Below are 24,862 nucleotides of genomic sequence, written 5' to 3'. Positions count from 1 at the left end.
GCACCACCCGCCCCACCGCACGCCGCCCCACCGCACGCCGCCCCACCGCATCCCCGGCCGGCCGCGCCCCGGCCGGCCCCACGGCACCGCAGCAATCCACGAACAGCGAGGAGCACACGAGATGGCACAGGACGCAGACACCGCGGACACCGCGGACGCCCCGGAGGCGGACACCGAGGTACTCGTCGTCGGCGCGGGCCCCACCGGCCTCACCCTGGCCGCCGGGCTGCTGCGGCGCGGCGTGCGGGTGCGCGTCATCGACCGGGCGGAACGGGCGAGCCCGCACTCCAAGGCCATCACCCTCTGGCCGCGCGCCCTGGAGATCTTCGAGACCATGGGCATCGGCCAGGAGATGTACGACCGGGGCGTGAAGCTGGTGGCCACCAGCTACTACACCGGGAACCGGCGCATCGGCCGCATCCGCATGCGGCCGCTGGCCGGCACCAGGTTCCAGGTGCCGATCTCCCTGCCGCAGACCACGACCGAGGAACTGCTGCGGGAGGCGGTCGTCAAGGCCGGCGGCAGCATCGAGTTCGGCCTCGCCCTGGAGTCGCTGAGCCAGGAGGAGGGCCACGCCCTGGCCCGCCTCTCCGACGGCTCCACGCTGCGGGTCCCCTGGGTGGTGGGCTGCGACGGCGCCTACAGCACGGTCCGCGAGCACAGCGGCGTCGCCTTCGAGGGCGCCACCTACCCGCAGACGTTCGTCATCGTCGACGGGCACTACGACACCGAGTACGCGCACGACGAGTCCTACTACCTGATGGGCCCCACCGGCGTCATCGTCGTGGTCGGCCTCCCCGGCGGGCTCTACCGGGTCTTCGCCAGCGTGCCCCCCGGCGAGAGCCCCGAGGACCCGGTGGGGCTGGTCGGCCGGCTGCTGGAGAAGAACTCGCCGCTGCCCATCACGCCGGGGCAGGCGTCCGGCAGCGGCAGCTTCCAGATCCACCGCAAGCAGGCGGCCAGGATGCGGATCGGCCGGGTCCTGCTCGCGGGCGACGCCGCGCACATCCACAGCCCCGCCGGGGGCCTCGGCCTCAACACCGGTGTGCAGGACGCGGGTTCGCTGTCCTGGCGGCTGGCAGGCGTGCTGCGCCGCGGCGTGCCGGAGACGGTGCTCGACCAGTGGGAGGCCGAGCGGCTCTTCGTCGCCGGGCAGGTCATCGCCGAGACCGACCAGCAGACCCGGATGTGGATGCTCAAGGGCTGGCGGCGGGTCAGGCGGGACGTGCTGATCGACCTCGGCCTGCGCACCGGCCTGCTGGAACGCGTACTGCCGCGCCGCATCGCCCAGCTTGACCTGCGGCTCCCGGTCCAGGGCCCGGCGCGGCGCGGGCTGCGCCCCGGGCTGCGGATCGCCGACGTCCCGCTCGGCGACGGGCGGCGGCTGCACGACCTGCTGGCCCCTGGCGGCCACCTGCTGCTCGCGTTCGGCCCGCACAGCGGCCCGGGAACGGCCGCCCTCGACCTGCCCTCGCCCGCCGACCCTTCTCTGCTGCACGTGGTGCGCGTCGGCCGGGGACCGGCGGGCCACGGCGCCGCAGGCACCGCCCTCGACGACCCGGGCGGCCGGCTGCGGCGCGCCCTGGGCGCCCGCCAGGGAACGGTCTGCCTGGTCCGGCCGGACACGGTGATCGCCGCCGCGGCCGCGCTCGGCGACCCGGCCGGCGTACGGGCCGTGAACGCCGCGCTCGCCCGGGTGCGCGGCACCCGCACCGCCGCACCGGCGGCGGCCTCCGGGACTTCGGCGAACAACGACGCGTGGGAGGACGAGACGCCATGACCGGCACGACGACCGCAAGGACCACCGGCCCGCAGGGCACGCCGGGCCGGGTCACGCTCGGGCAGGGCCTGGAGGTTTCCGCGCTCGGCCTGGGCTGCATGGGCATGGCCGAGGGCTACGGGCCCGCCGACGCCCGCGAGGCCGTGGCCACCATCAGGCAGGCGGTGCGCAGCGGGGTGGACTTCGTCGACACCGCCTACATGTACGGCGGCGGGCGCAGCGAGGAGCTGGTCGGCGAGGCCCTGGCCGGGCTGAGCCCGGCCGAGCGGGACCGGCTCGTCCTGGCCACCAAGTGCGGGCTGCTCCGCACCGCGACCGGGGTGCGGATCGACGGGCGCCCCGAGCACATCCGCAAAGCCGTCGACGAGAGCCTCGCCCGCCTCGGCACCGACCACATCGACCTCTACTACCTGCACCGCGTCGACCCCGAGGTGCCCGTCGAGGAGTCCATCGGGGCGATGGCCGAGCACGTCAAGGCCGGCAAGGTGCGCCACCTCGGGATCTCGGAGGCGGCGGCCGACACCCTCCGCCGGGCCCACGCCACCCACCCGATGGCGGCCCTGCAGTCCGAGTACTCGCTGTGCACCCGCGGCCCCGAGGAGACGGTGCTGCCGGTGTGCCGGGAGCTCGGCATCGGCTTCGTCGCCTGGGGTCCCCTGGGCCGCGGCCTGCTCACCGGCACGCTCGCGGGCGCGGCCTTCGGCAAGGACGACATGCGCAGCATCCTGCCCCGCTTCTCCGCGGAGGCCCTGCGGGCCAATCTGGAAGTCGTCGGCCGCATCGGCGAGTTCGCGGCCCGGCTCGGCTGCACCACGGCCCAGCTCAGCCTGGCCTGGCTGATGGCCCACGGCGTGGTGCCCGTCCAGGGCGCGATGAACCGCGCGCAGTTCGCCGAGAACGCCGGGGCCGCCGCGGTCCGCCTGGACGCGGCCGCGCTCGCCGAGCTGGAGTCCCTCGCGCCGGCCGGTTCCTTCGTGGGCGACCGGTTCCACGCCCCGATGCAGGCGACGGTCGACCGATGACGGCCCCCGCACGCCCGCTGCGGGTGCTCGGCTTCCCCGGGCAGGGCGCCCAGAAGAAGGGCATGGGCGAGGACCTCTTCGCCCTCTTTCCCCAGCTCACCGCCCGCGCCGAGGAGGTGCTCGGCTACTCGGTCGAGCAGCTGTGCGTGGAGGACCCGGACGGGGCGCTGCGGCGCACCGAGTTCGCCCAGCCCGCGCTGTACGTCGTCGAGGCCCTGGCCTACCTGCGGCACTGCTCGCTGCGGCCCGGGGAGGCCGACCGGCTGCTCGGCCACAGCGTGGGCGAGTACGCCGCCCTGTTCGCCGCCGGCGTCTTCGACTTCGTCACCGGGCTGCGGCTGGTCAAGCGCCGCGGCGAGCTGATGAGCCGCGCCACGGCGGGCACGATGGCCGCCGTGCTCGGGCTCGAACCCCCCGGGGTCCGCGAGCTGCTGTCGCGCGCCGGGCTGACGGGGCTCGACCTCGCGCTGCACAACGCGCCGGGCCAGGTCGCCCTCGCCGGCCCCGAGCCCGAGGTGGAGCGGCTGCTCGCGGTGACCGCGGAGGAAGGCGTGCGCTGCGTCCGGCTCAACGTCAGCGGCCCGTTCCACTCCCGCTACCTGCGCCAGGCCGCCGAGCGGTACGCCGGCTTCCTGCGCACCGTCACCTTCGGCTCGCCCCGGGTCCCGGTCATCGCCAACGCCACCGCGCGCCCGCACCGGCCCGGCCGGATCGCCCGGGACCTGGTCGCGCAGCTGACCAGCCCCGTGCGGTGGGTCGACAGCATCAACGGGCTGCGGGCGCAGGGCGAGCTGGACTTCACCGAGCTGGGCCCGGGCACCACCCTCACCGGCATGCTGCGCCGCATCCTCCAGGCCCCGGCCGGCCCCGCCTCTTCGGCCCCGGGCACCGGGGAAACCGGCCACGCCGCCCCACCCGCCACCGCCTCCGCAACCGCCCCGAGCGCCGACGCGTTCCCTCAACACCTGGTAGGAGATCGAAGTGAGTCCTGATCCCGCCCAGCAGCTGGCCGTGGTGGGCATGGCCGGGCGCTTTCCCGGCGCGGCCGACACCGAGCGGTTCTGGCAGCTGCTCGTCGACCGCGGCGACCCGATCCGCCCCGTCCCCAAGGACCGCTGGGACGCCACCGCCTTCCTCGACCCGGAGCTGCCCATCCAGGCGGTGGGCGGATTCCTCGACGACGTGCGGGAGTTCGACGCCACGTTCTTCGGCATCTCCCCCCGCGAGGCCGCCGACGTGGACCCGCAGCACCGGCTGATGCTGGAGACCTGCTGGACCGCCCTGGAGGACGCGGGCGTCCCCGCCGCCACCCTGGCCGGCACCCGCACCGGCGTCTGGGTCGGCGCCGCCTGGCACGACTACGAGACGCTCCGCAAGGAACGCGGCGCGCGCGCCACCCAGCACAGCACCTTCGGCAACGCGCTGGACATGACCGCGGCCCGCGTCTCCTACTTCCTGAAGCTCAAGGGCCCCAGCATGACGGTGGAGACCGGGTGCTCCTCCTCCCTGGTCGCCCTGCACCAGGCCGCGCGGGCGCTGATCGGCGGGGAGGTGGACGCGGCGCTCGTCGGCGGCGTCAACCTCATCCTCGCCCCCGACCTGTCCATCGGCCTCCAGCACTTCGGCGGCCTGTCCGCCACCGGCACGTGCCGGCCGTTCTCGGCCGCCGCCGACGGCTTCGTCCGCAGCGAGGGCGTGGCCGCCGTCTTCGTCAAGACCCTGGAGCGCGCCCTGCGGGACGGCGACCGCATCCACGGCGTCATCGCCCGCACCGCGGTCAACAACGACGGCGGCGGCGAGAGCCTGGTCACGCCGAGCCCCGAGGGGCAGGAGGACCTGCTGCGGCTGGTCTACGACCAGTCGGGCATCCCGCTGGACGAGCTGGCCTACGTGGAGGCACACGGCACCGGCACCGGCCGCGGCGACCCCATCGAGGCCGGCGCGATCGGCCGGGCCCTCGGGCAGCGCCGCGGCAAGGACAGCGGCCCCCTGCTCATCGGCTCGGTCAAGAGCAACATCGGGCACCTGGAGCCGGCCGCCGGCATGGCGGGCCTGTTCAAGGTGCTGCTCTCGCTGCGGCACCGCGTCATCCCGCCCAGCCTGCACGCCGAGGAGCTGAACCCGGCCATCCCCTTCGAGGAGCTCAACGTCCGGGTGGTGCGCGAGCCCGTGGAACTGCCAGGCGAGGGCCGCCTCGTGATGGGCGTCAACTCCTTCGGCTGGGGCGGCACCAACGGCCACGCCGTGGTCACCAGCCCGCCGCCCGCCACGGCCACGGCCGCGCCCGGCGCCGGGAGCGTCACCGGCACCAGGACCGGCACCGGGATCGGCAGCGGCACCGGGACCGGCAGCGGCACCGGGGCGGAAGCGGCGGCCGGGGCGGGCGCGCCGCCGGTGCCGGTGCCGTTCTCCGCGCAGAACCAGGAGGCGCTGCGGCAGCGTGCCAGGGACCTCGGCGCGCTCTTCGCCGCGGGCGGGGTGTCCCTGCCGCACGCCGCCGGCACCCTGGCCTGGCAGCGGGACCACTTCGCCGCCAGGGCCGCCCTGGTGGCGGCCGGGCCCGCCGAGGCCGCCGAGCGGCTGGCGAGGTTCCTCGACGACCCCGAGGACGAGCAGGCCGAGGTGGTCACCGGAACGCCGGCCGAGGTGGGCCGCATCGCCTTCGTCTTCCCGGGGCAGGGCTCCCAGTGGCTGGAGATGGGCCGCGAACTCCTCGCCGGCGAGCCGCGGTTCGCCGCCACCATCCGCCGCTGCGCCAAGGCGCTCGCCCCCCTGGTCGACTGGGACCTGGAGGCCGTGCTCGCCGGGGAGGCGGGCGAGGCGTGGCTGTCGCAGGTGGAGGTGCTCCAGCCCGTGCTGTGGGCGGTGTGCGTCGGCCTCGCCGAGGTCTGGCGCTCCGCCGGCGTCGAGCCCGACGTCGTCATCGGCCACAGCCAGGGCGAGGTCTCCGCCGCCACGGTGGCCGGCATCCTCTCCTACGAGGACGCCGCGCTGACCGTCGTCGAACGCAGCAGGCTCGGCGGCAGGACCCTGGGCCGGGGCCGCATGCTGGCCGTCGACCTGGACCTGCAGGCCGCCACGGCCGCCCTCGCCGGATTCGAGGAGTCCGTCTCCGTGGCGGTGAACAACGGGCCGCGCTCCTGCGTGTTCTCCGGCGACGCCGACGCCGTGCTGGTGCTGAAGGAGCTGCTTGAGGCCGACGGCGTCTACTGCCGGCTCCTGGACGCCGCCTACGCCTCGCACAGCCCGCAGATGGAGGAGCTGCGCCCCGAGGTGCTGTCCGCGCTCGCCGGCATCCGGCCGCGGGAGGGCTCGGTGCCGCTGATGTCCACCGTGCGCACCGAGGTGGTGCCAGGCACCGCCCTCGGCCCCGCGTACTGGATGGACAACCTCAGGCAGCCGGTGCTGTTCGCCGACGCCGTCTCCCGGCTCCTCGACGAGGGCGTCACCCACCTGATCGAGATCAGCGCGCACCCCATCCTGTCCACCGCCATGGAGGAGCTGGCCGCCCGGGGCGCCGAACCGGCCCGGGTGCTGCACACCCTGCGCCGCGGCCACGGCGGCCTCCGCGACCTGGCCCTGGCGTTCGCGCGGGCGTACACCGGCGGCCTCGCGCCCTTCGGCCACCTGCCGCGCCACGCCCACGCGCCCCTGCCGCCCTACCCCTGGCAGCGGCGCCCGTACTGGATCGACCCGGGGCGCAGGCGCCACGCCAGGCAGGGCGAACTCGCCTTCGCGCTCGGCCCCTCGCTCGCCGAACGCGGCGCCTGGGAGGGCAGGCTCGACCTCGGCCGGGACGACGCCCTGTGGCTCGGGGACCACCGGGTCGGCGAGGCCGTCGTCCTGCCGGGGGCCGCGATGCTGACCATCGCCCTGGACACGGCGCGCGCCAGAACGGGCTCCCTGCCGGCCACGCTCGCCGACGTCGAGTTCACCAGCGACGTCACCCTCGGCGAGGCCGCCCTGCCGCTGGCCGTGCGCTGGCGCGAGGACGTCCAGGACGGCGGCGCCTTCTCGCTGTCCTCCCTGCCCGAGGGCGCGGCGGACTGGGCCGTGCACGCCACCGTCCGCGTCCCCTGGTCGAGCCCGCGGGCAAAGGCCCCCGACGGCTTCCCCGCCTTCCCCGGCCCGCTGCTCGACGGGAAACCCCAGGACGCCGGCGAGTTCTACGCCGCCCGCGCCGCCACCGGCATCGCCTACGGCCCCCTGCTGCAGGGCGTCGTGGCCCTGCACCGGGACGAGGCCGGCGCCCTCGGCCACGTGCTGCTCCCCCAGCGGTGCCACGCCCAGGCCCGCCCGCACGGCCTGCACCCGGTGCTGCTCGACAGCGCCCTTCAGGTGTCCCTGGCGCTCGCCCCGCCCGGGGTGACGGTCGTGCCCAGGGCCGTGCGCCGGCTGCACCTGCTGCGGGACCCCGGGGAGCCGGTCACCGAGGTGTGGTCCTACGCCACCCCGTGCGGCGCCGGGGCCCAGGACCGGTACGACGTCTTCCTCTTCGACGCCGAACGCCGCCCGCTCGCGGCCGTCGAGGGCCTGCTGCTCCAGGCCATCGACGGGCCCGACGCCACCGCGGAGGCCGTGGAGCGCCACAGCTACCGGCTGCTGTTCCACGAGCAGCCGCGCGGCGCGGAAGCCGCCGCGCCCGGGCCGCTGCTGATCTGCGGCACGGCCGACGGCGGGCACCGCCCCAAGGCGCTCGCCGAGGCCGTGCTGCGGGGCGGCGGCACCGCCACCGTCCTCGAACTCGACGCCGCCGACCCGGCCGAGCGGCTGCGGTCCGCGCCGGAAGGGGCCCAGGTGGTCTTCCTCGCCCCGCCGCCGGGCGAGGCCGCCGACCCGGCCGAGGGCCTGCTGAGCCTCGCCCGCCTGGTGCGCGGCTGCCTGAGCCTGCCGGTGCCGCCGCGTCTTTGCGTCGTCACCGCAGGCGCCCAGGCCGTCGCCGCGGAGGACGTGCCGGACCCGGCGGGCGCCGCCTACTGGGGCTTCGGCCGGGTGCTGCGCCACGAGCACCCCGAGCTGCGGTCGCTGCTGCTCGACCTCCCGGCCGCCGACGCGGACTGGCCCGCCGCCTGCGCCGCCGAACTGCTCGCCGCCGACGAGGCGGAGGAGCAGCTGGCGCTGCGCGGCGGCCGCAGGTACGCCGGCCGCCTGGCCCGCGGCGAGGCCGGGCCCGAGCGGCCCGCCCCGCCCTGGCGGCGCCCCGAGCGGGCCTATCGCCTGGTGCCTCACCGGCCGGGCCTGTGGGAGGGCCTGGAGTTCCGGCCGCTGCGGCGGCGGGAGCCGGCCGCGGGCGAGATCGAGATCGAGGTCACCGCCTCCGCGCTGAACTTCCTCGACCTGATGAAGGCCCTCGGCACCTTCCCCGACCCCGGCCACGCCCACCTGCTCGGCATCGAGTGCGCCGGCCGGGTGGTCCGCGTCGGCGCCGGCGTCACCGAACACGCCGTGGGCGACCGGGTGGTGGGCCTCGCCCTGCCGAGCATCGCCTCCCACGTCACGCTGCGGGCCGGCCACGCCAGGCCGGTGCCCGCCGGGATGAGCGACACCGAGGCGGTCTCGCTGCCGGTGGCCCTGGTCACCGCCTGGTACGCCCTTCAGGCCACCGCCCGCCTCGCCGCGGGCGAGACGGTGCTCATCCACTCGGCGGCCGGCGGCCTCGGCCTCGCCGCCGTCCAGGTGGCCAGGCGGCTTGGCGCGGAGATCATCGCCACCGCGGGCACCGAGGAGAAACGCCGCCACCTGCGCGGCCTCGGCATCGCCCACGTCTTCGACTCCCGCGACCTGTCCTGGGCCGAGCGGGTGCGGGAGGCGACCGGCGGCCGCGGCGTGGACGTCATCCTCAACTCCCTGGCCGGCGCCGCCATCCCGGTCGGCCTGGACGCGCTGGCCGACGGCGGCCGGTTCGTCGAGGTCGGCAAGAAGGACATCTACGGCGACCGCGCCATCGGCCTCACCGCCTTCAGGAAGGGCATCGCGCTGGCCTCCGTGGACGTCGCCGCCCTCATGGACCGCAGGCCGGACCACTTCGCTGAGGTCTTCGCCGAGGTGTGGGACCTGGTGGCCGCCGGCGAGTTCACCCCGCTGCCCACCTCCTGCCACCCCGTGGCGCAGGCCGCCGAGGCGATGCGGGAGATGTCCCGCGGCGCGCACATCGGCAAGTTCGTGCTGCTCGCGGCGCCCGAGGGCGACCCGGCCCGGCAGGCGCCGCCGGTGGCGCCCGAGCCGCTGCCCGGCGGGCGGCTCAGGGAGGACGCCACCTACCTGGTGACCGGCGGCCTCACCGGCCTCGGCCTCTCGGTGGCCGAGCACTTCGCCGCCGCGGGCGCCGGCGCCCTGGCCCTCCTCGGCCGGTCCGCGCCCGGCGAGGACACCGCGCGGCGCCTCGCCGCGCTGCGCGCCAAGGGCGTGACCGTGGAGACCTTCCGGGCCGACGTCTCGGACCCGGCGGCGCTTGCGGCGGCCCTCGGCCGGCTGCGGGAGACGATGCCGCCGCTGCGCGGGGTCGTGCACTCCGCCGGCGTGCTCGACGACGCCATGATCGCCAACCTCGGCCCCGGCGCGCTGCGCCGGGTGCTCGCCCCGAAGCTGCACGGCGCGCTGCACCTGGACGCGGCCACGGCCGGCGATCCGCTGGACTTCTTCGTGCTGTTCTCCTCGGCGGCCGGCCTGGTCGGCACCGCGGGGCAGGCGGCCTACGCGGCGGGCAACGCCGCCATGGACGCCCTCGCCCTGGCCCGCAGGCGGCGCGGCCTGCCCGCGCTGAGCGTCCAGTGGGGCCCCTTCACCGACGTGGGCCTGGCCGCCGTGGACGCCAACCGCGGCGCCAGGCTCGCCGAACGCGGCATGGGCGCCCTCACCACGGCGGAGGCCTGGCCGGCGCTCGACCGCTACCTCGGCGGCGAGGCCGGGGAGGTCGTCTCCTACATGCGGCTCGACGTCCGGCAGTGGATGGAGTCCTACCCGGAGACCGCCGCCCTGCCCTCCTGGAGCGAGCTGCGCGAGGCCGCGGCACAGGGCCCGTCCCGCGCGGCCGGCGCCGGCCAGGCCCTGAACCGGCTGCGGTCCGCCGCGGCGGCGGAACGGCCGGCGCTGCTGCAGGAGCAGGTGCGGGAGCTCGCCGGGCGGGTGCTGCGCCTGGACGCGGCGATGATCGAGCCGGAGCGGCCCTTCAAGGAGGTCGGGCTCGACTCGCTGCTCAGCCTGGAATTCCGCAACCGGCTCGAATCCGCCTTCGGCCTGAAGCTGTCCCCGACCCTGCTGTGGACCTACGGCAACGTCCGGGCGCTGGCCGGCGTCCTGCTCGACCGCCTCTTCGAAGAACCGTCCGCCGCCCAGGGGAAGGACTGAGCTGCCGTGCAAGACACCCGCACGACCGGAGGGACGGCCACCCCGCTGAGCCGCGCCCTCGACACCATCAAACGGCTGCGGGCCGAACTGGCCGCGCAGCGCGGCCAGGAGCCCATCGCCGTCATCGGCCTCGGCATGCGCATCCCCGGCGGCATCGAGGACGAGGCCGGGTTCCGGGCGGCCCTCGAAGCCGGGCGCGACCTCATCAGGCCGCTGCCCGAGGCCCGCAAGACGCCCTTCGAGGAGGAGTGGGCCGAGGTGCCGGCCCGCGGCGGCTTCCTCGACGAGGTGATGGACTTCGACGCCGACTTCTTCGGCATCAGCGCCCGCGAGGCCCGCAACCTCGACCCCCAGCACCGGCTGCTCCTCGAAGTCGCCTGGGAGGCCCTGGAGGACGCCGCGCTGGTCCCCGAGCGGCTCCAGGACGCCCGCGTGGGCGCCTACGTCGGCCTGTCCCACCTCGACTACAAGGAGTGGCAGACCGAGGAGCCGGAGTTCTCCTGGGCGATGGGCAACGCGATGTCCTTCGCGGCCGGCCGCCTGGCCTACACCCTGGGCCTCACCGGCCCGGCCATGACCGTGGACACCGCCTGCTCCTCCTCGCTGGTGACGGTGCACCTGGCCCGCCAGGCCCTGCTGCGCGGCGAGTGCGACCTCGCGCTCGCCGGCGGCGCCAACGTCATCGCCTCGGCCCGGATGATGCGGGTGATGACCCGTTCCGGGCTGCTGGCCCCCGACGGGCTCTGCAAGTCCTTCGACGCGCGGGCCAACGGCTACGCCAGGGCCGAGGGCAGCGGCATCGTCGTCCTGAAGCGGTACCGGGACGCGCTGCGCGACAACGACCGGGTGCACGCGGTGATCCAGGGCTCGGCCGTCAACCAGGACGGCCGCTCCACCAGCATCAGCGCCCCCAGCGTGCTCGCCCAGATCGCCCTCATCAAGGCGGCGCTGGCGGACGCCGGGCTGACCGCGGAGGACATCGGGCTGCTGGAGGCGCACGGCACGGGCACCGCCCTGGGCGACCCGATCGAGATGGAGGCCGTCCTGGCCTCCCTCGGCCGGCGCCCGGCGAACCGCACGCTGTACCTGGGCTCGGTGAAGTCGAACCTCGGGCACATGGAGGCGGCGGCCGGCATCGCGGGGCTGCTGAAGGCGGTGCTCTGCGTGAAGCACCGGGTGGTGCCGCCGCTGGTCAACTTCCGCACCCTGAACCCGCGGATCGACCTCGCCGGGGCGCCGATCGTGCTGCCGACGCGGGCCGAGCCGTGGGTGACCGAGCGCAGCGGGGCGTTCGCCGGGGTCAGCTCCTTCGGGCTCAGCGGCACCAACGCCCACGTCATCGTCGGCCCGCCGCCTGCCGCGGAGCCCGGGCAGGAGGCGCCCGGGCAGGAGGCGCCCGGCGGCCCCGAGGGCGCCACCGGCTTCGTCCTCACCGCGCGCACCCCCGAGGCGTTGCGGCAACTCGCGGCGCGTTACGGGGAGTTCCTCGACGATCTGCCCGAGGCCGACTATCCGGCCTTCGCCTACACCGCCTCCCAGGGCCGCACCCGGCACAAGATCGGCGCCTACGTCGCGGCCCCGGGTCCTGCCCGGGCCCGCGCGGCGCTGCGGCTGCTCGCCGAGGGCGCCGCCTCGCCCGACGTCGTCCCCTTCGAGGGCGCCCCCGGCGTCGAGGTGACGCTGCCGCGGCGGGTCCTGGGCCTCCCGCACTACCCCTGGCAGCGGCGGCGCCACGCGGTGCGGCCCGCCGCCCCCCGCTGACGGGTGGGCGGGGAATCCTGCGGGTGGCACACGGCGGCCGGCCTCGGTTGCGAGGCCGGCCGCCGTGCGCTGCGGGCGCGGTCCGCTCAGTCGGGCAGCCGCACCGACAGGGCGTGCCGGAAGCGGTCACCCGGGTCGTAACGCCGCTTGACCTGCTGGAGCCTGGCGTAGTTGCCCTTGAAGTACAGCGTGTGCCAGGGCACCCCCGAGGTGTTCCACTCCGGGTCGGCGAGGCCGGCGTCCGGGTAGTTGATGTACGAGCCGTCGGTGGCGCCGTCCGGCACCGGCACCCCGCCGGTGTGCGCGTACAGGTCCCGGTAGAACTCCCGCACCCACCGGGCGTGGCGCGCGTCGGCGGCGGCGTCGCCCCAGGCGCAGCCGAGGAACACCTTGAGGATCGAGTCGCGCTGGGCGCAGACGGTGGCGGCCGGATCGACGGCGTTGACCCGGCCGCCGCAGGAGAGGATGTCCACGGTCCCGATCCCGTCGTAGTCCGGGTCGGACAGGTGGCGGTAGAGGGTGGCGACCTGCTCGGGCGTGAAGGGGCGGCGCAGGTAGGCGCCGGTGCCGGTGTAACGGTTCGCCCCGGCCGGGAGCGCCGCGTAGAGGGAGGCGAGGACGCCGGCCATCCACGGCGTGGTGCGTTCGGTGACCTTCCCGGCGGCGCGCATCCCCGCGGTGAGCGCCGCCAGGTAGGACCGCATCCGCTCCTCGGCATCGGGCAGCGAGCCGTCCAGCTGGGCCGCGAGGGACAGCCGCCCGCCCGCCCTCGACGTGAGGGTGAGGCTGCTGTAGAGGGTGTCGTGCTCGGTGTCCACCCCGCTGTTCTCGGCGTGCCAGCGGCCGTGGTTGCCGAGCAGCCGGGCGAAGTCCCGCTCGGTCACCTCCTCCCAGGACCAGTCCACCTGGGCGATCCGGCAGGCCGCGGGCGGCGCCGGGAGCAGCCGGGCCGGATCGGCGCCCTCCGCCCCGGGCGAGCGGAACAGGAACCGCGCCACCACCCCGAAGTTCCCGCCGCCCGCGCCGGTGTGCGCCCACCACAGGTCGTGGTGGGGGTCTTCGGGGTCCCTGGTGGCGAGCACGGTCCGCGCCTGCCCCGAGGCGTCCACCACCACGGTCTCCACGCCGTACAGGTGGTCCACGACCAGGCCGTGCCTGCGGCACATCGCGCCGAAGCCGCCGCCGAGGACGTAGCCGCCGATCCCGACCGTCGGGCAGGTCCCGCCGGGAACGACGACGCCGTAGCGGCCGTAGAGCCGCTTGTACACCTCGCCGAGCATCGCCCCCGACTCCACCGAGAACGCCCGGTGCGCGGGGTCGTAGGCCACCGCGTTGAGCTGCGAGACGTCGATCAGCGCCTGCACCTCGGGGTTGTCGACCAGCGCCGCCAGGCAGTGGCCGCCGCTGCGCACGGCGATCCGCCGGCCGGCCGTCACGGCGTCCTGGACGGCCCGGCGCAGCTGTTCCGTGCTGTAGGGCTGGGCGATCGTGGCGGGGGCGCCGCTCAGCCTGCGGTTGAGCCCCCTGGTGTTCAGATACCAGTACCTCGGGTCCTCCTGGCCCACCGTCGGCGCCTGGTCCCCCTGCGCGCCCGGGTCCCGGCCCCCGGCCGGGGAGGTGCCGCGTCCGGGGGCGGCGGTCTGCGTTCCTCGTATGCCATCCATGCGTGTTACCGGGCTTTCCCTCTGGGTGTGGACTGGGTGTGGTCGCTGCCCGCGGCGCCGAACAGCGCGCGGACGGACGGGTTCGGGGCGACGCCGAGTTCGCGCGTGAGCAGTTCGGCGTAGCTGCGGTACTGCTGCCTGGCCGCGGCGAGGTTGCCCTGCAGCAGGTGCAGCCGGATGAGGTGGCGGTGCGGCGCCTCGCACAGCGGGTCGGCGCTGAGTTCGGCCAGGCTGACCTGGTGGGCCAGGGCGAGTTCGCCGGCGTCGACGAGGCGGTCGGCGAGGCTCTCCAGTGCGTGCAGGTGCAGCTGGCGCAGCCGTTCCCGCTCGGGGGTGATCCACTCGTCCTGCCACTCGGGCAGCAGCAGGTTGGTGCGCAGCAGCCGCGCCAGGTCCTCGTTTCCGAAGGAGCCGGTCTCCAGCACCCCGTGGGCCGTCCGGCTCAGGTCGCCCACGTCGGTGGTGACGTTCCTGGGCAGCGCGAGGGTGCCGCGCTGGGCGTCGATGATGCCGGGCCGCTTGAGCTGGAGCCGCCACAGGCCGCTGCGCAGCGAGCCCTGGGCGTTCTCCTGGGTGGCCTCGGGCCAGAGGATGCCGGCCAGCCGCTGGCGGGCCGTGGGGCCGTGGAGGGCGAGGTAGGCGACGATGCGCCAGGGGCTTGCGGGCGAGGGGTAGGGGGCCCAGGCGTCGATGCTGAAGCCGTCGAGCAGGCACAGCCGCATCGGCTGGTGGGAGCCGAGCCGGTCCCCCTGGGCGGGGGTGGGGCGGGGTTTTTGCACGTCGAGGTGCACAGACCGAGTCATTGCCAATCGCCTTTCGGTTGTCTGCCGTTCAGGCGCCCCGCGTGGGCGGGCGCATGGGCTGGGAAACGGCGAGGGCGCGCGGACGCCAACGGGTGGCCGCGGTGCGCATGCGACGCCGTGCTTCGTCGAAGGGTGAATGGTCGTTTCGCGTGCCCGCCGCGGCGCGGCGGGCAGGGGCTGCGCCGGGGCGGACCGCCGAGGGCCGCCGGCGGGCCGGGGACGAGGGGCGCCGCCCGCGGCCGGGCGGGGCCGCCGGCCCGGGGCAGGTCCGGGCGGCCCCGGACGGCTCCGCGCGGGCGGCGGCGCTCACCGAACCGTTTCCTCCCGGAACCGTCCCGTCCCGGCGGCGAATCGTCCGCCCGCCATCGCGCGGACCTCGCCGGCGCGGGTGCGCCGGTATCCGGCCGCCGGCACGCGCCCCACGGCGCGCGTCACGGCGCTCACCACGCCGCGTCGCGCCTCCCGCATGCCCCGAACACCTCCCCGCGGGGGGTTCGTGGACGCTGCTCGCCGGCCGCAACCGCGCAGGCCGACCCCCGGGACCTGGAAAGGCAGGAGCGAACGGCGCCCCTGGCCCGTCCGCGGTGGCACACGCCGCCACCCGATCCGACGTCCCTGCCTCTTCGCGGCCCGCACCCGGTCCCTGCGGGCCGTTCTCCCCCGTTTCCTCCTTCCGCGACCCGGTCACACGGAGGTTGTTCGCCTGCGCCCCTCTCCCGCCGGGCCGCCGGCCCGAGCGGTGATGTCTTTTCCAGAGTGAAGGGTTTGTCCACCGCGGGGCCATTGATCCGTCATCACGACGCCCCCTTCGACCTAAATTCGGTCACTCCCGTAAGAGAACGGTCAACGCCGGTCGCCCGGCGGACCGGTGGGGAGGGAGAGACGGGCGTCGCGGGGCAGGCGGGGCGGGCGTGACGCGGCGGGCACGGCGGGGCGAGCGCGACCAGTAGAGCACGGCCACGGGCCGACGGCGCTCGGGGAATCACTCGAATCCCGGGCCCCCGGCCGCCCCGCCCCGCCGCCCGGCACCCCACCCGGAAAACGGTCACCAAACCCACGCCCTCAGCCCCACCACGGGCCGGGGGCGGGTGCGGCGGGCGGGGGCAGCGCGGCGGCTTCGCTCCCCTCCGGGCCCCGGCCACGGCACGAGCCCCTTCCCCCCGCCGCCGAATCACCCGCACCCACCGCCCCCACGGCCGCACGAGACACGAAAACGCACGGCACGCGCAGCATTCACGGGGCTCACGAGGCTCACGGGATTCACGAGAGGCATCGGGATTCACGGGCGCAGCTCCGTCCGGACCCGCGAAGTACAACAACAGCCGCGATCCATGACGTGAAGGGAAACCATAAACGAAAGCAACGCGAATCAGGCAACGGGAAGCCGGGCATTCGGGAAAAATCCCGGGCGCGTGACCCGGGGGTTGACACGCCGCGAACGCCGGACGACGATGAATTTGCGATATCACGGCATTATCACTGCGCCGAAGGGCTCCCATGCGGGAACAAAGTGGAATGACCACCGGGATGACGCACACCGGCATCACAGAGCGGTTACGCAATGACCGCGGCGCCGCGGTCGACGAGGTCCGTAAGACCGGATTCACCGTGATCGAGGGAGTCGAGGACCAGGAGGATCTCGACTCGGTAATCGCAGCCTTCGGCCACGCGATTCCCCAGTACGACGGCAGCCTGGCCTACGAGGTGCGGGCCGAGCCCGGCTTCGAGGGACGCGCCTACTCGAAGAGCCAGAACGAGATCCGGGCCCACACCGAGGCCCCCGGCTGGCAGCCCCCACCGAGCTACCTGGCGCTGTGGTGCCACACCCAGGCGCGCGGCGCCGGCGGGGAGACCTGCCTGGCCGACGTCAAGCGGTATGTGACGAACCTCGACCCGTCCCTGGTCGAAAGGCTGCGCTCCCGGGACATTCAGTGGAGCGGCACCAATACCAGCGGCACCGGCAGCGCCGGCACCCTCGCCCCCATTCTCGCCCGCACCGAATCCGGCGGGGAAATTCTCCGCTTCAGCTACAACTTGCTCACCAGCGGCGACTACGACCCGCCACTGGACGGCGAGGTACCCGAGGAACGGCTGCCCTGGGGCCGGTTCGGACGCGACCTCGCCCATCGGGTGCACGAGTACTTCCGGCAATCGGCCGAGAAAATCCGCATTCCCGAGAATGCCGTGCTGGTATGGGACAACCAGCGCATGGCGCACGCCCGAACCCCCTATGCCGACGGCCGCCGCCATCTGACCCGCTATTGGATTTCCGCGGGCGAACGGTGACCTCCCGCACCGGTTTCCGGAGGCATTCCGCGGCCCGCGCATGAGGCCCGGGCCGGACGCTCCCGCATGCGTGCGCCGGGGCCGGCCCGGCGCCCGCGCCTGCGCCTGCGCCTGCGCCTGCGCCCGCAATCCACGCCCGGTTCGCCGGGCCGCTCCCGGGCCGGCCCGCGCCGGACGCGGAACGGCGAGGCCGGCCGGGCCCGGAGCGGAGCGGCCTGCCGACACGGCGCCGCTCCCCACCGGCGGCCGCGGCTCCTTCGCCCGGGTCCGCGCCACGGCGCGCGGCGGACGGGGGGCGGACGGGCAGCGTTCCGCAAAGCCAGGCGGTTCCGCAAAGCCAGGCGGTTCGGCGAAGACAGGCGGTTCGGCGAAGAGAAGGAGGAACGACCGGCATGCGCCGGGCAACAGGCGACATTCGCCGGGAACAGGCGGCACTCGCCCGGGAACGGGCGCGGTTCACGGAGGCGGCCCCATGAACGGCACCGGAAATCCGGTTGTGTCCGATCAGTTGCGCCGGGCCAGGGAGACTCTGCCCGCGGAGGTCTTCGCCTACATCGAGTCCGGCTCGTTCGGCGAGGAGTCGGCCCGCGAGGCCGCCGGCGCCTGGGCGCGGTACCGGTTCCTGCCGCACGCGTTACGGGACGTCAGGCGCGTCGACACCTCGGTGCGCCTGCTGGGTTCGACGTTCGCCTCGCCGATCGCGGCCGCACCTTCCGCCTTCCACGCGCTGGCGCACCCGCGGGGCGAGGCGGCGTCCCGGGCGGCGTTCGGCAAGGACGGGTCGCTGTTCATCGCCTCCGTGCGCAGCTCCCTGCCGCTGGCCCGGATAGCGGAGGCCGGCGCGGGCGACTGGTGGTACCAGACCTTCGCCATGCGCGACCCGGGACCGGCGCTCGACCTCGTGGCCCAGGCCCGCGACCTGGGGGCGACGGCGGTGGTGCTGACCGGTGACACCCCCGTCGTCGGGCCGAAGTACCGGGTGGCCGGCCGCCGCATCCGGGTGCCGGACGAGCAGTTCTTCTCGAACGTGCCGGCGGGCCCCGGCGCGGACCAGCGGGACTTCCCGCCCCTGGAGGAGAGCCCGGCCGCCACCGTCGCGTACATCCGCAGGCTGCGCGCCGCCTGTGGGCTGCCGGTGCTGGTCAAGGGCGTGCTGCGGCCCGACGACGCGCTGCGCGTCCTGGACGCGGGCGCGGCCGGGGTGATCGTCTCCAACCACGGGGGCCGCCAGTGCGGCCGGGCGGTGTCCACGGCCGAGGCGCTGCCCGCCGTGGCGGCCGCGGTCGGCGGCCGGGCGCCGGTGCTGGTGGACGGCGGGATACGCAGCGGGGTGGACGCCGCCGCCGCCCTGGCCCTGGGCGCCTCGATGGTGCTGATCGGACGGCCCGTGCTGTGGGCGCTCGCGGCCGGCGGCGAGGACGCCGTGCTCGGCCTGCTGGCGGCGCTTCGCGGCGAACTGGAACAGATGCTTGCCCTGCTGGGGGTGCCCGACCTGGCGGCCCTCACCCCCGGCCTGCTGCGGTCGCAAGGCCGCGCCGAGGACCTCCTGCCGGCCGAAGCCGGCAGGTGGGCGGCACCACCCATGCCAACGTGAAGGAGGTGGACCACATGAAGTTCTTCTCGCGCCTGACGCGCAAGTCGATGCCGGGACGGTACCCCTGGCACTGAGAAGTGCACGAGGAAGGCGGGGCCGCCACGCGGCGGCCCCGCCTGCTCCCGGCCGCCGCCCGGGGACGCGGCGGCGGCCGGGACACGGGAGCACAGGGACAAGGGCACGCCCGGACGCGGGGACGCGGGGACGCGGGGACACAGCCGGGCGGCAGGTACGCCACAGCCGGGCGGCAGGTGGTCGACAGCTGCGCGACAGCCGGGCGACAGGTGGTCGACGGGCGAAGGAGAGAGCCGATGAACGCCGAACGGACGCCGATCGACGCCGGCTACGGCTGGCACGCGTTCACCCGGGCCTACAACGCCGACCGCGTGGGCTTCCTGAGCGCCCTGCCGGCCACGGGGCCCGTGGTGCGGATGACCGCCAACCTGGTCTTCGTGTCCGATCCCGCGCTGATCGAGACGGTGTTCCGGGCGACGAACACCGACTTTCTGCTGCCCCTCAACCGCCGGCTCGAACCCGTCGACGCCGGCCGGGGCGAGGCCGCGCTCGAAGCGTGGATGAACGCCCGCCGCCGGGCGGCCACCTCGCTGCGCCGCACCGCGGCCGAAGGCGGCGACCCCGCGGAGGAGGCCGAGTTACGCGAGCAGGTCCGCGGCTGGGCGGCGGCAGGGGAGGCCACCGGCGTGGTCGAGGACCTGACCCGGCTGAACCTGCGCGCCTCGGTCCGCCTGGTGGCCGGGCGGTCCGACGCCGGTCTTGAGGCCGGCACCCGGGCGTTGCTGCCCAGCCTGGTGGCGGTCGTCGACAAGGGCACCCGGCTGCCCGGGCCGCTGGCGCTGCTGTCCCGGCGGCACCGGCGGGCGCGCCGCCTCGACGACGCGCTGCTGCGCCGGCTGGAGGCCATGATGGCCGCGGCGCCGGAGTCCGGCCCCCGGGGCGTCCTCGGCGAACTCGCCGGGGCGGGACTCGACCGGGCCACGATCGCGAACCTGGCGGTGGCCCTGCTGCTGGCCGGCACGCTGGTGCCGGCCGCGGCGGGTTCCTGGGTGCTCGCCCTGCTGGCGGCGCACCCGGACTGGCAGGACCGGGTGCGCGGCGATGCCGGCGCGACGGCCTGGGTGGTCAACGAGGCGCTCCGCCTCTACCCGCCGACCTGGCTGATCAGCCGGACCGTGGCCAGGGACGGCGTCTGGGCCGGCTGGCGGCTGCGGGCCGGCGACGAGCTGGTCATCTCCCCCTACGTCAGCCACCGCGACCCGAACGTCTTCCCCGATCCCGGGGAGTTCCGCCCCGAACGCTGGGCGGGCGGGCAGCCGGGCTTCGCGGAGTACTTCCCCTTCGGGGCCGGGGCCAGGCGCTGCGTGGCGGCCGAGCCGGCGCTGCGGCGCCTCACGGAACTGGTGCGCCAGGTCACCCGCGAGGGCACCCGGCTGACCGGCTCCTTCCCCCGCTCGGTCTCGACGACGAGCACGCTCTTCCCCGCCGACCTGCGGCTGGGGTTCGCCGACCGGCTGTCCCGGGCCTGAAGGGGGCGGATCGTGCGCGTCAGACTCGCCGATGCCGACATCCACTTCACCGCCGCCACCCGGCGGCCGTGGGAGCAACCCCGCCCCGTCCTCCTGGGCCTGCACGGCGGTCCCGGCATCGACGGCGGGCAGTTGCGCCACTTCCTCGCCCCGCAGCAGGAGTGGGCCACCGTGATCGTCCCCGACCAGCGCGGCCACGGCCGCAGCAGCCGCTCCACCCCCGCCCACTGGACGCTGACCCGGTGGGCCGAGGACGTCCGGGAGTTCGTCGACGCCCTCGGCCTGGAGGACGTCATCCTGCTGGGCACCTCGTTCGGCGGGTTCGTGGTCCAGCGCTTCCTGGCCGACCATCCCGGCGTGGTGCGCGGCGGCGTCGTCGTCGGCTCCTCGCCGCGGCGGGCCACCCCCGGGGAGATCGTCGCGCGCTATCGCGACCTCGGCGGCGAGGAGCCGGCCCGCGTCATGGCGCGCGTGCTGTCCGACCCCTCGCCGCGGAACGAGGCGGAGTGGGCGCGGGTCTGCGCGCCGTTCTCCCGGCTGCGCCCGCCCGACGAGGCGCTGGGCCGCATCGTGCGGGAACGGGTCGAAACCCCGGAGGTCAACGCGCACTTCATGGCCACCTTCGACGACCTGGACCTGCGCGCCGACCTGGCCGCCGTCCGCGAGCCGATCCTGGTGCTGGCCGGAGCCAGGGACCCGCTGACCCCGCCCGGGGTGGCCGCCGAGATCGGCCGGCACTCCGGCGCCGCGGTGACCTTCCACCTGGTCGAGGGGGCCAGCCACCAGGTCCTGTGGGACCGGCCCGAGGAGGCGGATGGGCTGCTGCGTGCCTTCGCGCGTTCCCTGGGCCTGCCCGCCCACCCCGGGTGACCCGGCGCCCCACGCCCCGCCCCGCCCACGTCCGACCACGCCCCGCCCCGCCGACGCCCCGCTTCGCCGACCGCCCACGCCCCCGTTTCCGCCGACCGCCCTCGTCCCCGCCCGCCGAACCCCCTCCCCTCCCCCGCCCCTTCCGCACCGAAGGATTGGCCGATGACCGCACTGTCACTGCGCATGTCCCCCACGCCCGAGCAGGTGCTGCGCGCGCTGGACCGGCTCGGCCCCTCCGCGCCCGCCAAGATCCGCGAACGGTTCGTGATCACCCCGCCGCTGGAGCCGGCCGAAACGCTGGACCGGCTGGGCGCGGCGACCAGCGCCGCGATGGAGGGGCTGAACGCCCTCCGCGACCGCATCTGCGGCGGCGACCTCCGGGAGATGTCCCGGCTGTGCCGGGCCGCGCCGAGCGAGTACGACCTCGTCGCCCTCCAGCCCTGGCAGGACTGGTCGACCATCGCGCGCCCCGACGTGGTGACCAGCGGCGGCAGGCCGGTCGTGGTGGAGATCAACGGCGACTCGCCGGCCGGCCTCTTCAGCCTGCACGACGCGCTGGCCGCCACCCAGGCCGACCTGCTGGCCGAGCTGGGCATCCACGTGGAGGCCGAACCGCCCCGGGCGATGCGGGCGCTGATCGAGACGCTGCCGCTGACCCCGGGCGTGGACCGGGTCGCCGTGTGCTACTGGCGGCACGAGATCCTCGACGCCCCGCCCGCCTGGTCCTACGGCTCCTTCGTCAAGGCCCTCAACGAGCACGGGATCGACGCCTTCCACTGCCCCCTGGAAGACCTGGACATCGACCGCCGCGGACTGCACCACCACGGCGACCCGGTCACCGTGGTCTACCGGTACTTCGAGTCGCCCGACGAGGGCCGCGAGGACGAACTCCGGTTGCTGCGCACGGTGTTCGACCGGGCACGCGAGGGCCTTGTCCGGGTGGTCACCGGCTACTGCGGCGAGATCCTCGCCTCCAAGCTCTCGCTGGCCCTGCTGTCCGACGACGCGCTGCTGGCCGAGCTGCCGCCGGATCTGGCCGGCCGGCTGCGCGCGCACGTGCCCTGGACGCGGGTGGTCGAGCCGGGCGGCACCACGTACTTCGGGGAGCGGATCTCCCTGCCTGACTTCGCCCTGGCGCACCGGAGGCGGCTGCTGATCAAGCCGGTACGCGGGCACGCGGGTCTCGGCATCACCGTGGGCGCGGAGGTCGGGGAGGAGGAGTGGGCCGCCGCGCTCAAGGCCGCACTCGCCGCCGGCTCCGAGCAGGCGCTGGCGGTGGTGCAGGAGGTCCACGAGCCCGACACCTCACCGGTCCGGTTCTCCGACGCGGACGGCGTGGTCACCTCGGTGACCACCAGGAGCGTGGACGGCGTGTTCGTCCTCGACTCGCGGCCCACGGCGGTGCTGCGGCGTTACGCGGTGCACCCGGGCGGCACCGTGAACATCAACCCGCGCAGCGGGTACGCGCCCTCCCCGGTGTGGTGGCAGGCGCCGGGAAGCCTCGGGTGACGGGCGGCCCCGGCGCCCGCGCGGGCCGGCGCCCGCGGCTCTCGCCCGAGGCCAGGATCTGGCTCTCGGCGGGCAGCGCCAGTGTGGGCGACGGCCTGCGGCTGGCCGCCCTGCCGCTGGCGGTCGCCGCACTCACCCGGGACCCGCTGCAGGTCGCCGGCCTGACCGTGGCCCAGCGCGTGCCCGCCCTGCTGCTCGCCCTGCCTGCCGGGGTGGTCCTCGACCGGGTGGACGCCTACCGGACGCTCGTGGTGTGCCAGCGGCTGCGGGTGGCCCTCATGCTGCTCCTCGCGGGCGCGGTGGCCTCCCTCGGGCCCGCGGCCTCCGGCCGTCCGGCGCTGGCCGCCGTGTACGTGCTGGCCGCGCTGCTGGCCTCGGTGGAGGCGTTCGGCGACGTCGCCGCCCAGGTCGCCGTGCAACTGCTGATCGCCGACGAGCGGCTGGAGCACACCAACGCCCGGGTGGTGGCGGGGCAGATGCTGGGCGAGGAGTTCCTCGGGCCGCCGGCCGGCGGCTGGCTGTTCGGCCTCGGCCGGTGGCCTGCCTTCGTCGGCGCGAGCCTGACCTACGCCCTCTCCTCGCTGCTCCTCGGCGGGCGGACCCGGGCCGGGGCGGGCGGCGCGGACCGCGGCACCCCGGAGCCCGCCCCGCAGCCCGCGGCCACGGCCGGCGCGACGCCCCCCGGCACCGGCACGGCCACCGAAACGGCCGCCGGCCCGGCCACGGCACACGCGGGCGGCACCGTGGAGGGCGGGGCGGAGGGCACGGCGGGCGGCACCGCGGAGGGTGGGGCGGAGGGCACGGCGGGCGGCGGGAGCCGGCGGGGCATCCTCTCCGGCATCGCGGGCGAGGCCGGACGGGGGCTGGCCGTCGTGGTGCGCAGCCGGCCGCTGCTGGCCCAGGCGCTGTGGACGAGCGTGATGAACGCCGGGAACGGCATGGTCTCCGCGGTCTTCGTGCTCTTCGCGCTGGAGGAACTGCACCTGGGCGGCGCGGCCTACGGCCTGCTCCTGACCGCCGGCGGCATCGGCGGCGTGCTGGGCGCGGCGGTGGCCGGGGCGGTCTCCCGGGTGGCGCCACGGAGCGTGCTGATGGTCACGACCTCCTCGCTCGCCTCCCTGTGCACGCTCGCCCTCGGCGTGGCGCGGGACTTCGCGGCCGTGTTCGCGGCGCAGGCGGTGGCCGCGTGCTGCGGGGTCCTGTTCTCGGTGGTGGCCAGGTCGTTCCGGCAGTCGATCACGCCCGCGCGGTACGCCGGCCGCACCACCGCGATCTACCGCCTGCTCAGCCTCGGCTCCGTCCCGTTGGGCGCGCTCCTGGGCGGCGTCCTGGCCGGCACCGGAACCCCCGGGCACGCGATCACCGCGGCGGGCGCGCTGATGCTGCTCGGCACCCTGGCCGCCGCCCCCTTCCTGCGCCACGCCCCGAAGGCCACCTGACCCGCGGCGTGGCGCCGCCATGGTCCCCGCATCGATCACCGCCTCCCCCGGCCCTGCCCTCAGGACACGGAGGGGCAAAGGGGCGGAGAACGAGGAGACGAGGGGACAGGGAAGCGGGACGCTCGGGCATTCAGCGTCCCGCGCCCGGTCCCTAGCGTGAGCGCCATGGACAAGATCGCGGTGTATGGGGCGAGTGGGTTCACGGGGCGGCTGGTGGTCGCCGAGTTGCTGCGCCGGGGCGTGCCCCTGGTGGCGGCCGGGCGTGACGGGGAACGGCTGCGGCAGGCGGCGGGTGGCCGTCCCGGCGCGGAGGTGCGGGTGGCCGGGGCCGGGGACCCGGCGGCGCTTGCGGCGGCGTTCGACGGCTGCGCCGCGGTGATCAACTGCGTCGCGCCGTTCGAGGAGTTCGGCGAGCCGGTGCTGCGGGCGGCCGTCTCGGTCGGATGTCACTATGTCGACACCACCGGCGAACAGACCTACCTGAAGCGGGTGTTCGACACCTTCGGGGAGCCGGCCCGCCGCCGCGGGGTCACGGTCGTCCCGGCGCTTGCCGACGACGGCGGGCCGGGGGACCTGATCGCGCACCTCACCGCCGAGGCGCTGGGCCCCGGCGCGGACCTGGCGGTGCTGACCGTCGCCGACCTGCGGCGGCCCGGCGGGGTCTCGCGGGGGACGGCGCGCACGGCGCTGGCCAACCGGCGCCTGTGGGGCGGGGACGGCGGCCTGCACTGGGCGGACGGCGCCTGGCGCGCGGGCACGGTGGCGCGGACGGAGACCGTTCCGGCGCCCGGGGCCGGGGCCGAGCCGGAGGCGGGCGAGCTGAAGGTGACGGCGTTCGCCCTGCCCGGCATCGTCACCGTGCCGCGCCACGTCCGGGCACGGCGGGTGGAGGCCGTGATGCGGGCAGAGGTCGCCCCGCTGTTCGGCGCCCTGACCGAGGAGGTCGTCGCCGCCCTGCCCGAGGGGCCGGACGCCGGGACGCGGGCGGCGGCCCGCTGGCTCATGGCCGCCTACGCGACCGCCGCGGACGGGCGGCGCGCGCAGGGCTCGGTGACGGGCACCGACGGGTACGGACTGACCGCGGTCATCGCCGTGGAAGGGGCCCTTCGGCTGGTGACCGGCGAGGTGCCGCCCGGCGTGCTGGCCCCCGCCCAGGCCTTCGACCCCGCGGACTTCCTCACGGCCCTGGAGCCGCACGGCGTCCGCTGGAGCGTCCTGACCCCGGCGTGAGCGTCCTGGCGCC

14 protein-coding genes are annotated in these 24,862 nt (G+C 75.8%); 12 read left to right on the top strand and 2 right to left on the bottom strand.

Features of this window, described 5'->3' with window-relative positions; all coding sequences use genetic code 11:
* The first annotated feature begins 121 nt into the window (after window positions 1–121).
* Genes D7294_RS02230 through D7294_RS02210 form a run of 5 tightly spaced genes read left to right on the top strand, consistent with a single transcriptional unit; the run spans window position 122 to window position 11,910 of the window.
* Window positions 122–1,780 carry an FAD-dependent monooxygenase gene (locus D7294_RS02230; protein WP_120674776.1) on the top strand — a complete coding sequence of 553 codons (1,659 nt, stop codon included), beginning with the start codon at window positions 122–124 and terminating at the stop codon, window positions 1,778–1,780.
* Complete coding sequence (locus D7294_RS02225; protein ID WP_120674774.1) at window positions 1,777–2,802, top strand: aldo/keto reductase; 1,026 nt, start codon at window positions 1,777–1,779, stop codon at window positions 2,800–2,802. Before D7294_RS02230 ends, D7294_RS02225 begins: the two co-directional genes overlap by 4 nt.
* The gene (gene fabD / locus D7294_RS02220; protein ID WP_206619448.1) at window positions 2,799–3,794 is read left to right on the top strand and encodes an ACP S-malonyltransferase; all 996 of its coding nucleotides are present in this window, start codon (window positions 2,799–2,801) and stop codon (window positions 3,792–3,794) included. Before D7294_RS02225 ends, fabD begins: the two co-directional genes overlap by 4 nt.
* A complete protein-coding gene (locus D7294_RS02215) occupies window positions 3,784–10,149 on the top strand; it encodes a type I polyketide synthase (protein WP_120674772.1) in 6,366 nt (2,121 codons plus the stop codon). Before fabD ends, D7294_RS02215 begins: the two co-directional genes overlap by 11 nt.
* A 6-nt stretch (window positions 10,150–10,155) precedes the next feature.
* Complete coding sequence (locus D7294_RS02210; RefSeq protein ID WP_241562039.1) at window positions 10,156–11,910, top strand: beta-ketoacyl synthase N-terminal-like domain-containing protein; 1,755 nt, start codon at window positions 10,156–10,158, stop codon at window positions 11,908–11,910.
* 86 nt (window positions 11,911–11,996) lie between these two features.
* On the opposite strand, the gene D7294_RS02205 is transcribed toward D7294_RS02210, so the two are convergent.
* Window positions 11,997–13,574 carry an FAD-binding oxidoreductase gene (locus D7294_RS02205; RefSeq protein WP_120674770.1) on the bottom strand — a complete coding sequence of 526 codons (1,578 nt, stop codon included), beginning with the start codon at window positions 13,572–13,574 and terminating at the stop codon, window positions 11,997–11,999.
* Between the two features lie 5 nt (window positions 13,575–13,579).
* A complete protein-coding gene (locus tag D7294_RS02200; protein WP_120674768.1) occupies window positions 13,580–14,377 on the bottom strand; it encodes an AfsR/SARP family transcriptional regulator in 798 nt (265 codons plus the stop codon).
* Between the two features lie 1,515 nt (window positions 14,378–15,892).
* Between D7294_RS02200 and D7294_RS02195 the strand changes: the two genes are divergently transcribed.
* The 7 genes from D7294_RS02195 to D7294_RS02165 all read left to right on the top strand — a co-directional run bounded on the left by D7294_RS02195 (window position 15,893) and on the right by D7294_RS02165 (window position 24,849).
* A complete protein-coding gene (locus D7294_RS02195) occupies window positions 15,893–16,663 on the top strand; it encodes a TauD/TfdA family dioxygenase (RefSeq protein WP_158674547.1) in 771 nt (256 codons plus the stop codon).
* Window positions 16,664–17,135: 472 nt separating this feature from the next.
* Window positions 17,136–18,257 carry an alpha-hydroxy acid oxidase gene (locus D7294_RS02190; protein ID WP_120674764.1) on the top strand — a complete coding sequence of 374 codons (1,122 nt, stop codon included), beginning with the start codon at window positions 17,136–17,138 and terminating at the stop codon, window positions 18,255–18,257.
* Between the two features lie 311 nt (window positions 18,258–18,568).
* Window positions 18,569–19,801, top strand: a complete 1,233-nt coding sequence (locus tag D7294_RS02185) for a cytochrome P450 (RefSeq protein ID WP_120674762.1) — start codon at window positions 18,569–18,571, stop codon at window positions 19,799–19,801.
* 12 nt (window positions 19,802–19,813) lie between these two features.
* On the top strand, window positions 19,814–20,671 hold the full coding sequence (locus D7294_RS02180) for an alpha/beta fold hydrolase (RefSeq protein WP_158674546.1): 858 nt from the start codon (window positions 19,814–19,816) through the stop codon (window positions 20,669–20,671).
* 162 nt (window positions 20,672–20,833) lie between these two features.
* Window positions 20,834–22,180, top strand: a complete 1,347-nt coding sequence (locus D7294_RS02175; RefSeq protein ID WP_120674758.1) for a hypothetical protein — start codon at window positions 20,834–20,836, stop codon at window positions 22,178–22,180.
* Window positions 22,177–23,619: an MFS transporter gene (locus D7294_RS02170; RefSeq protein WP_120674756.1), complete on the top strand. Its 1,443-nt coding sequence runs from the start codon at window positions 22,177–22,179 to the stop codon at window positions 23,617–23,619. Before D7294_RS02175 ends, D7294_RS02170 begins: the two co-directional genes overlap by 4 nt.
* A 165-nt stretch (window positions 23,620–23,784) precedes the next feature.
* Complete coding sequence (locus tag D7294_RS02165) at window positions 23,785–24,849, top strand: saccharopine dehydrogenase family protein (protein WP_120674754.1); 1,065 nt, start codon at window positions 23,785–23,787, stop codon at window positions 24,847–24,849.
* The last annotated feature ends 13 nt before the right edge of the window (window positions 24,850–24,862 follow it).

Origin of the sequence: Streptomyces hoynatensis (genome assembly GCF_003626535.1) — a bacterium.
GTDB classification, from domain to species: Bacteria; Actinomycetota; Actinomycetes; order Streptomycetales; family Streptomycetaceae; genus Streptomyces; species Streptomyces hoynatensis.
Note: the sequence above shows the minus strand (reverse complement) of the source record. Positions and strands in the feature narration are given on the sequence as shown.

What these genes read in the sequence shown, in the direction of transcription:
- D7294_RS02230 (WP_120674776.1), top strand. Translation starts at nt 122, where the DNA reads ATGGCACAGGACGCAGACACCGCGGACACCGCGGACGCCCCGGAGGCG.
- D7294_RS02225 (WP_120674774.1), top strand. Translation starts at nt 1,777, where the DNA reads ATGACCGGCACGACGACCGCAAGGACCACCGGCCCGCAGGGCACGCCG.
- fabD (WP_206619448.1), top strand. Translation starts at nt 2,799, where the DNA reads ATGACGGCCCCCGCACGCCCGCTGCGGGTGCTCGGCTTCCCCGGGCAG.
- D7294_RS02205 (WP_120674770.1), bottom strand. Translation starts at nt 13,574, where the DNA reads ATGGATGGCATACGAGGAACGCAGACCGCCGCCCCCGGACGCGGCACC.
- D7294_RS02200 (WP_120674768.1), bottom strand. Translation starts at nt 14,377, where the DNA reads ATGACTCGGTCTGTGCACCTCGACGTGCAAAAACCCCGCCCCACCCCC.
- D7294_RS02195 (WP_158674547.1), top strand. Translation starts at nt 15,893, where the DNA reads ATGACCACCGGGATGACGCACACCGGCATCACAGAGCGGTTACGCAAT.
- D7294_RS02190 (WP_120674764.1), top strand. Translation starts at nt 17,136, where the DNA reads ATGAACGGCACCGGAAATCCGGTTGTGTCCGATCAGTTGCGCCGGGCC.
- D7294_RS02185 (WP_120674762.1), top strand. Translation starts at nt 18,569, where the DNA reads ATGAACGCCGAACGGACGCCGATCGACGCCGGCTACGGCTGGCACGCG.
- D7294_RS02175 (WP_120674758.1), top strand. Translation starts at nt 20,834, where the DNA reads ATGACCGCACTGTCACTGCGCATGTCCCCCACGCCCGAGCAGGTGCTG.
- D7294_RS02165 (WP_120674754.1), top strand. Translation starts at nt 23,785, where the DNA reads ATGGACAAGATCGCGGTGTATGGGGCGAGTGGGTTCACGGGGCGGCTG.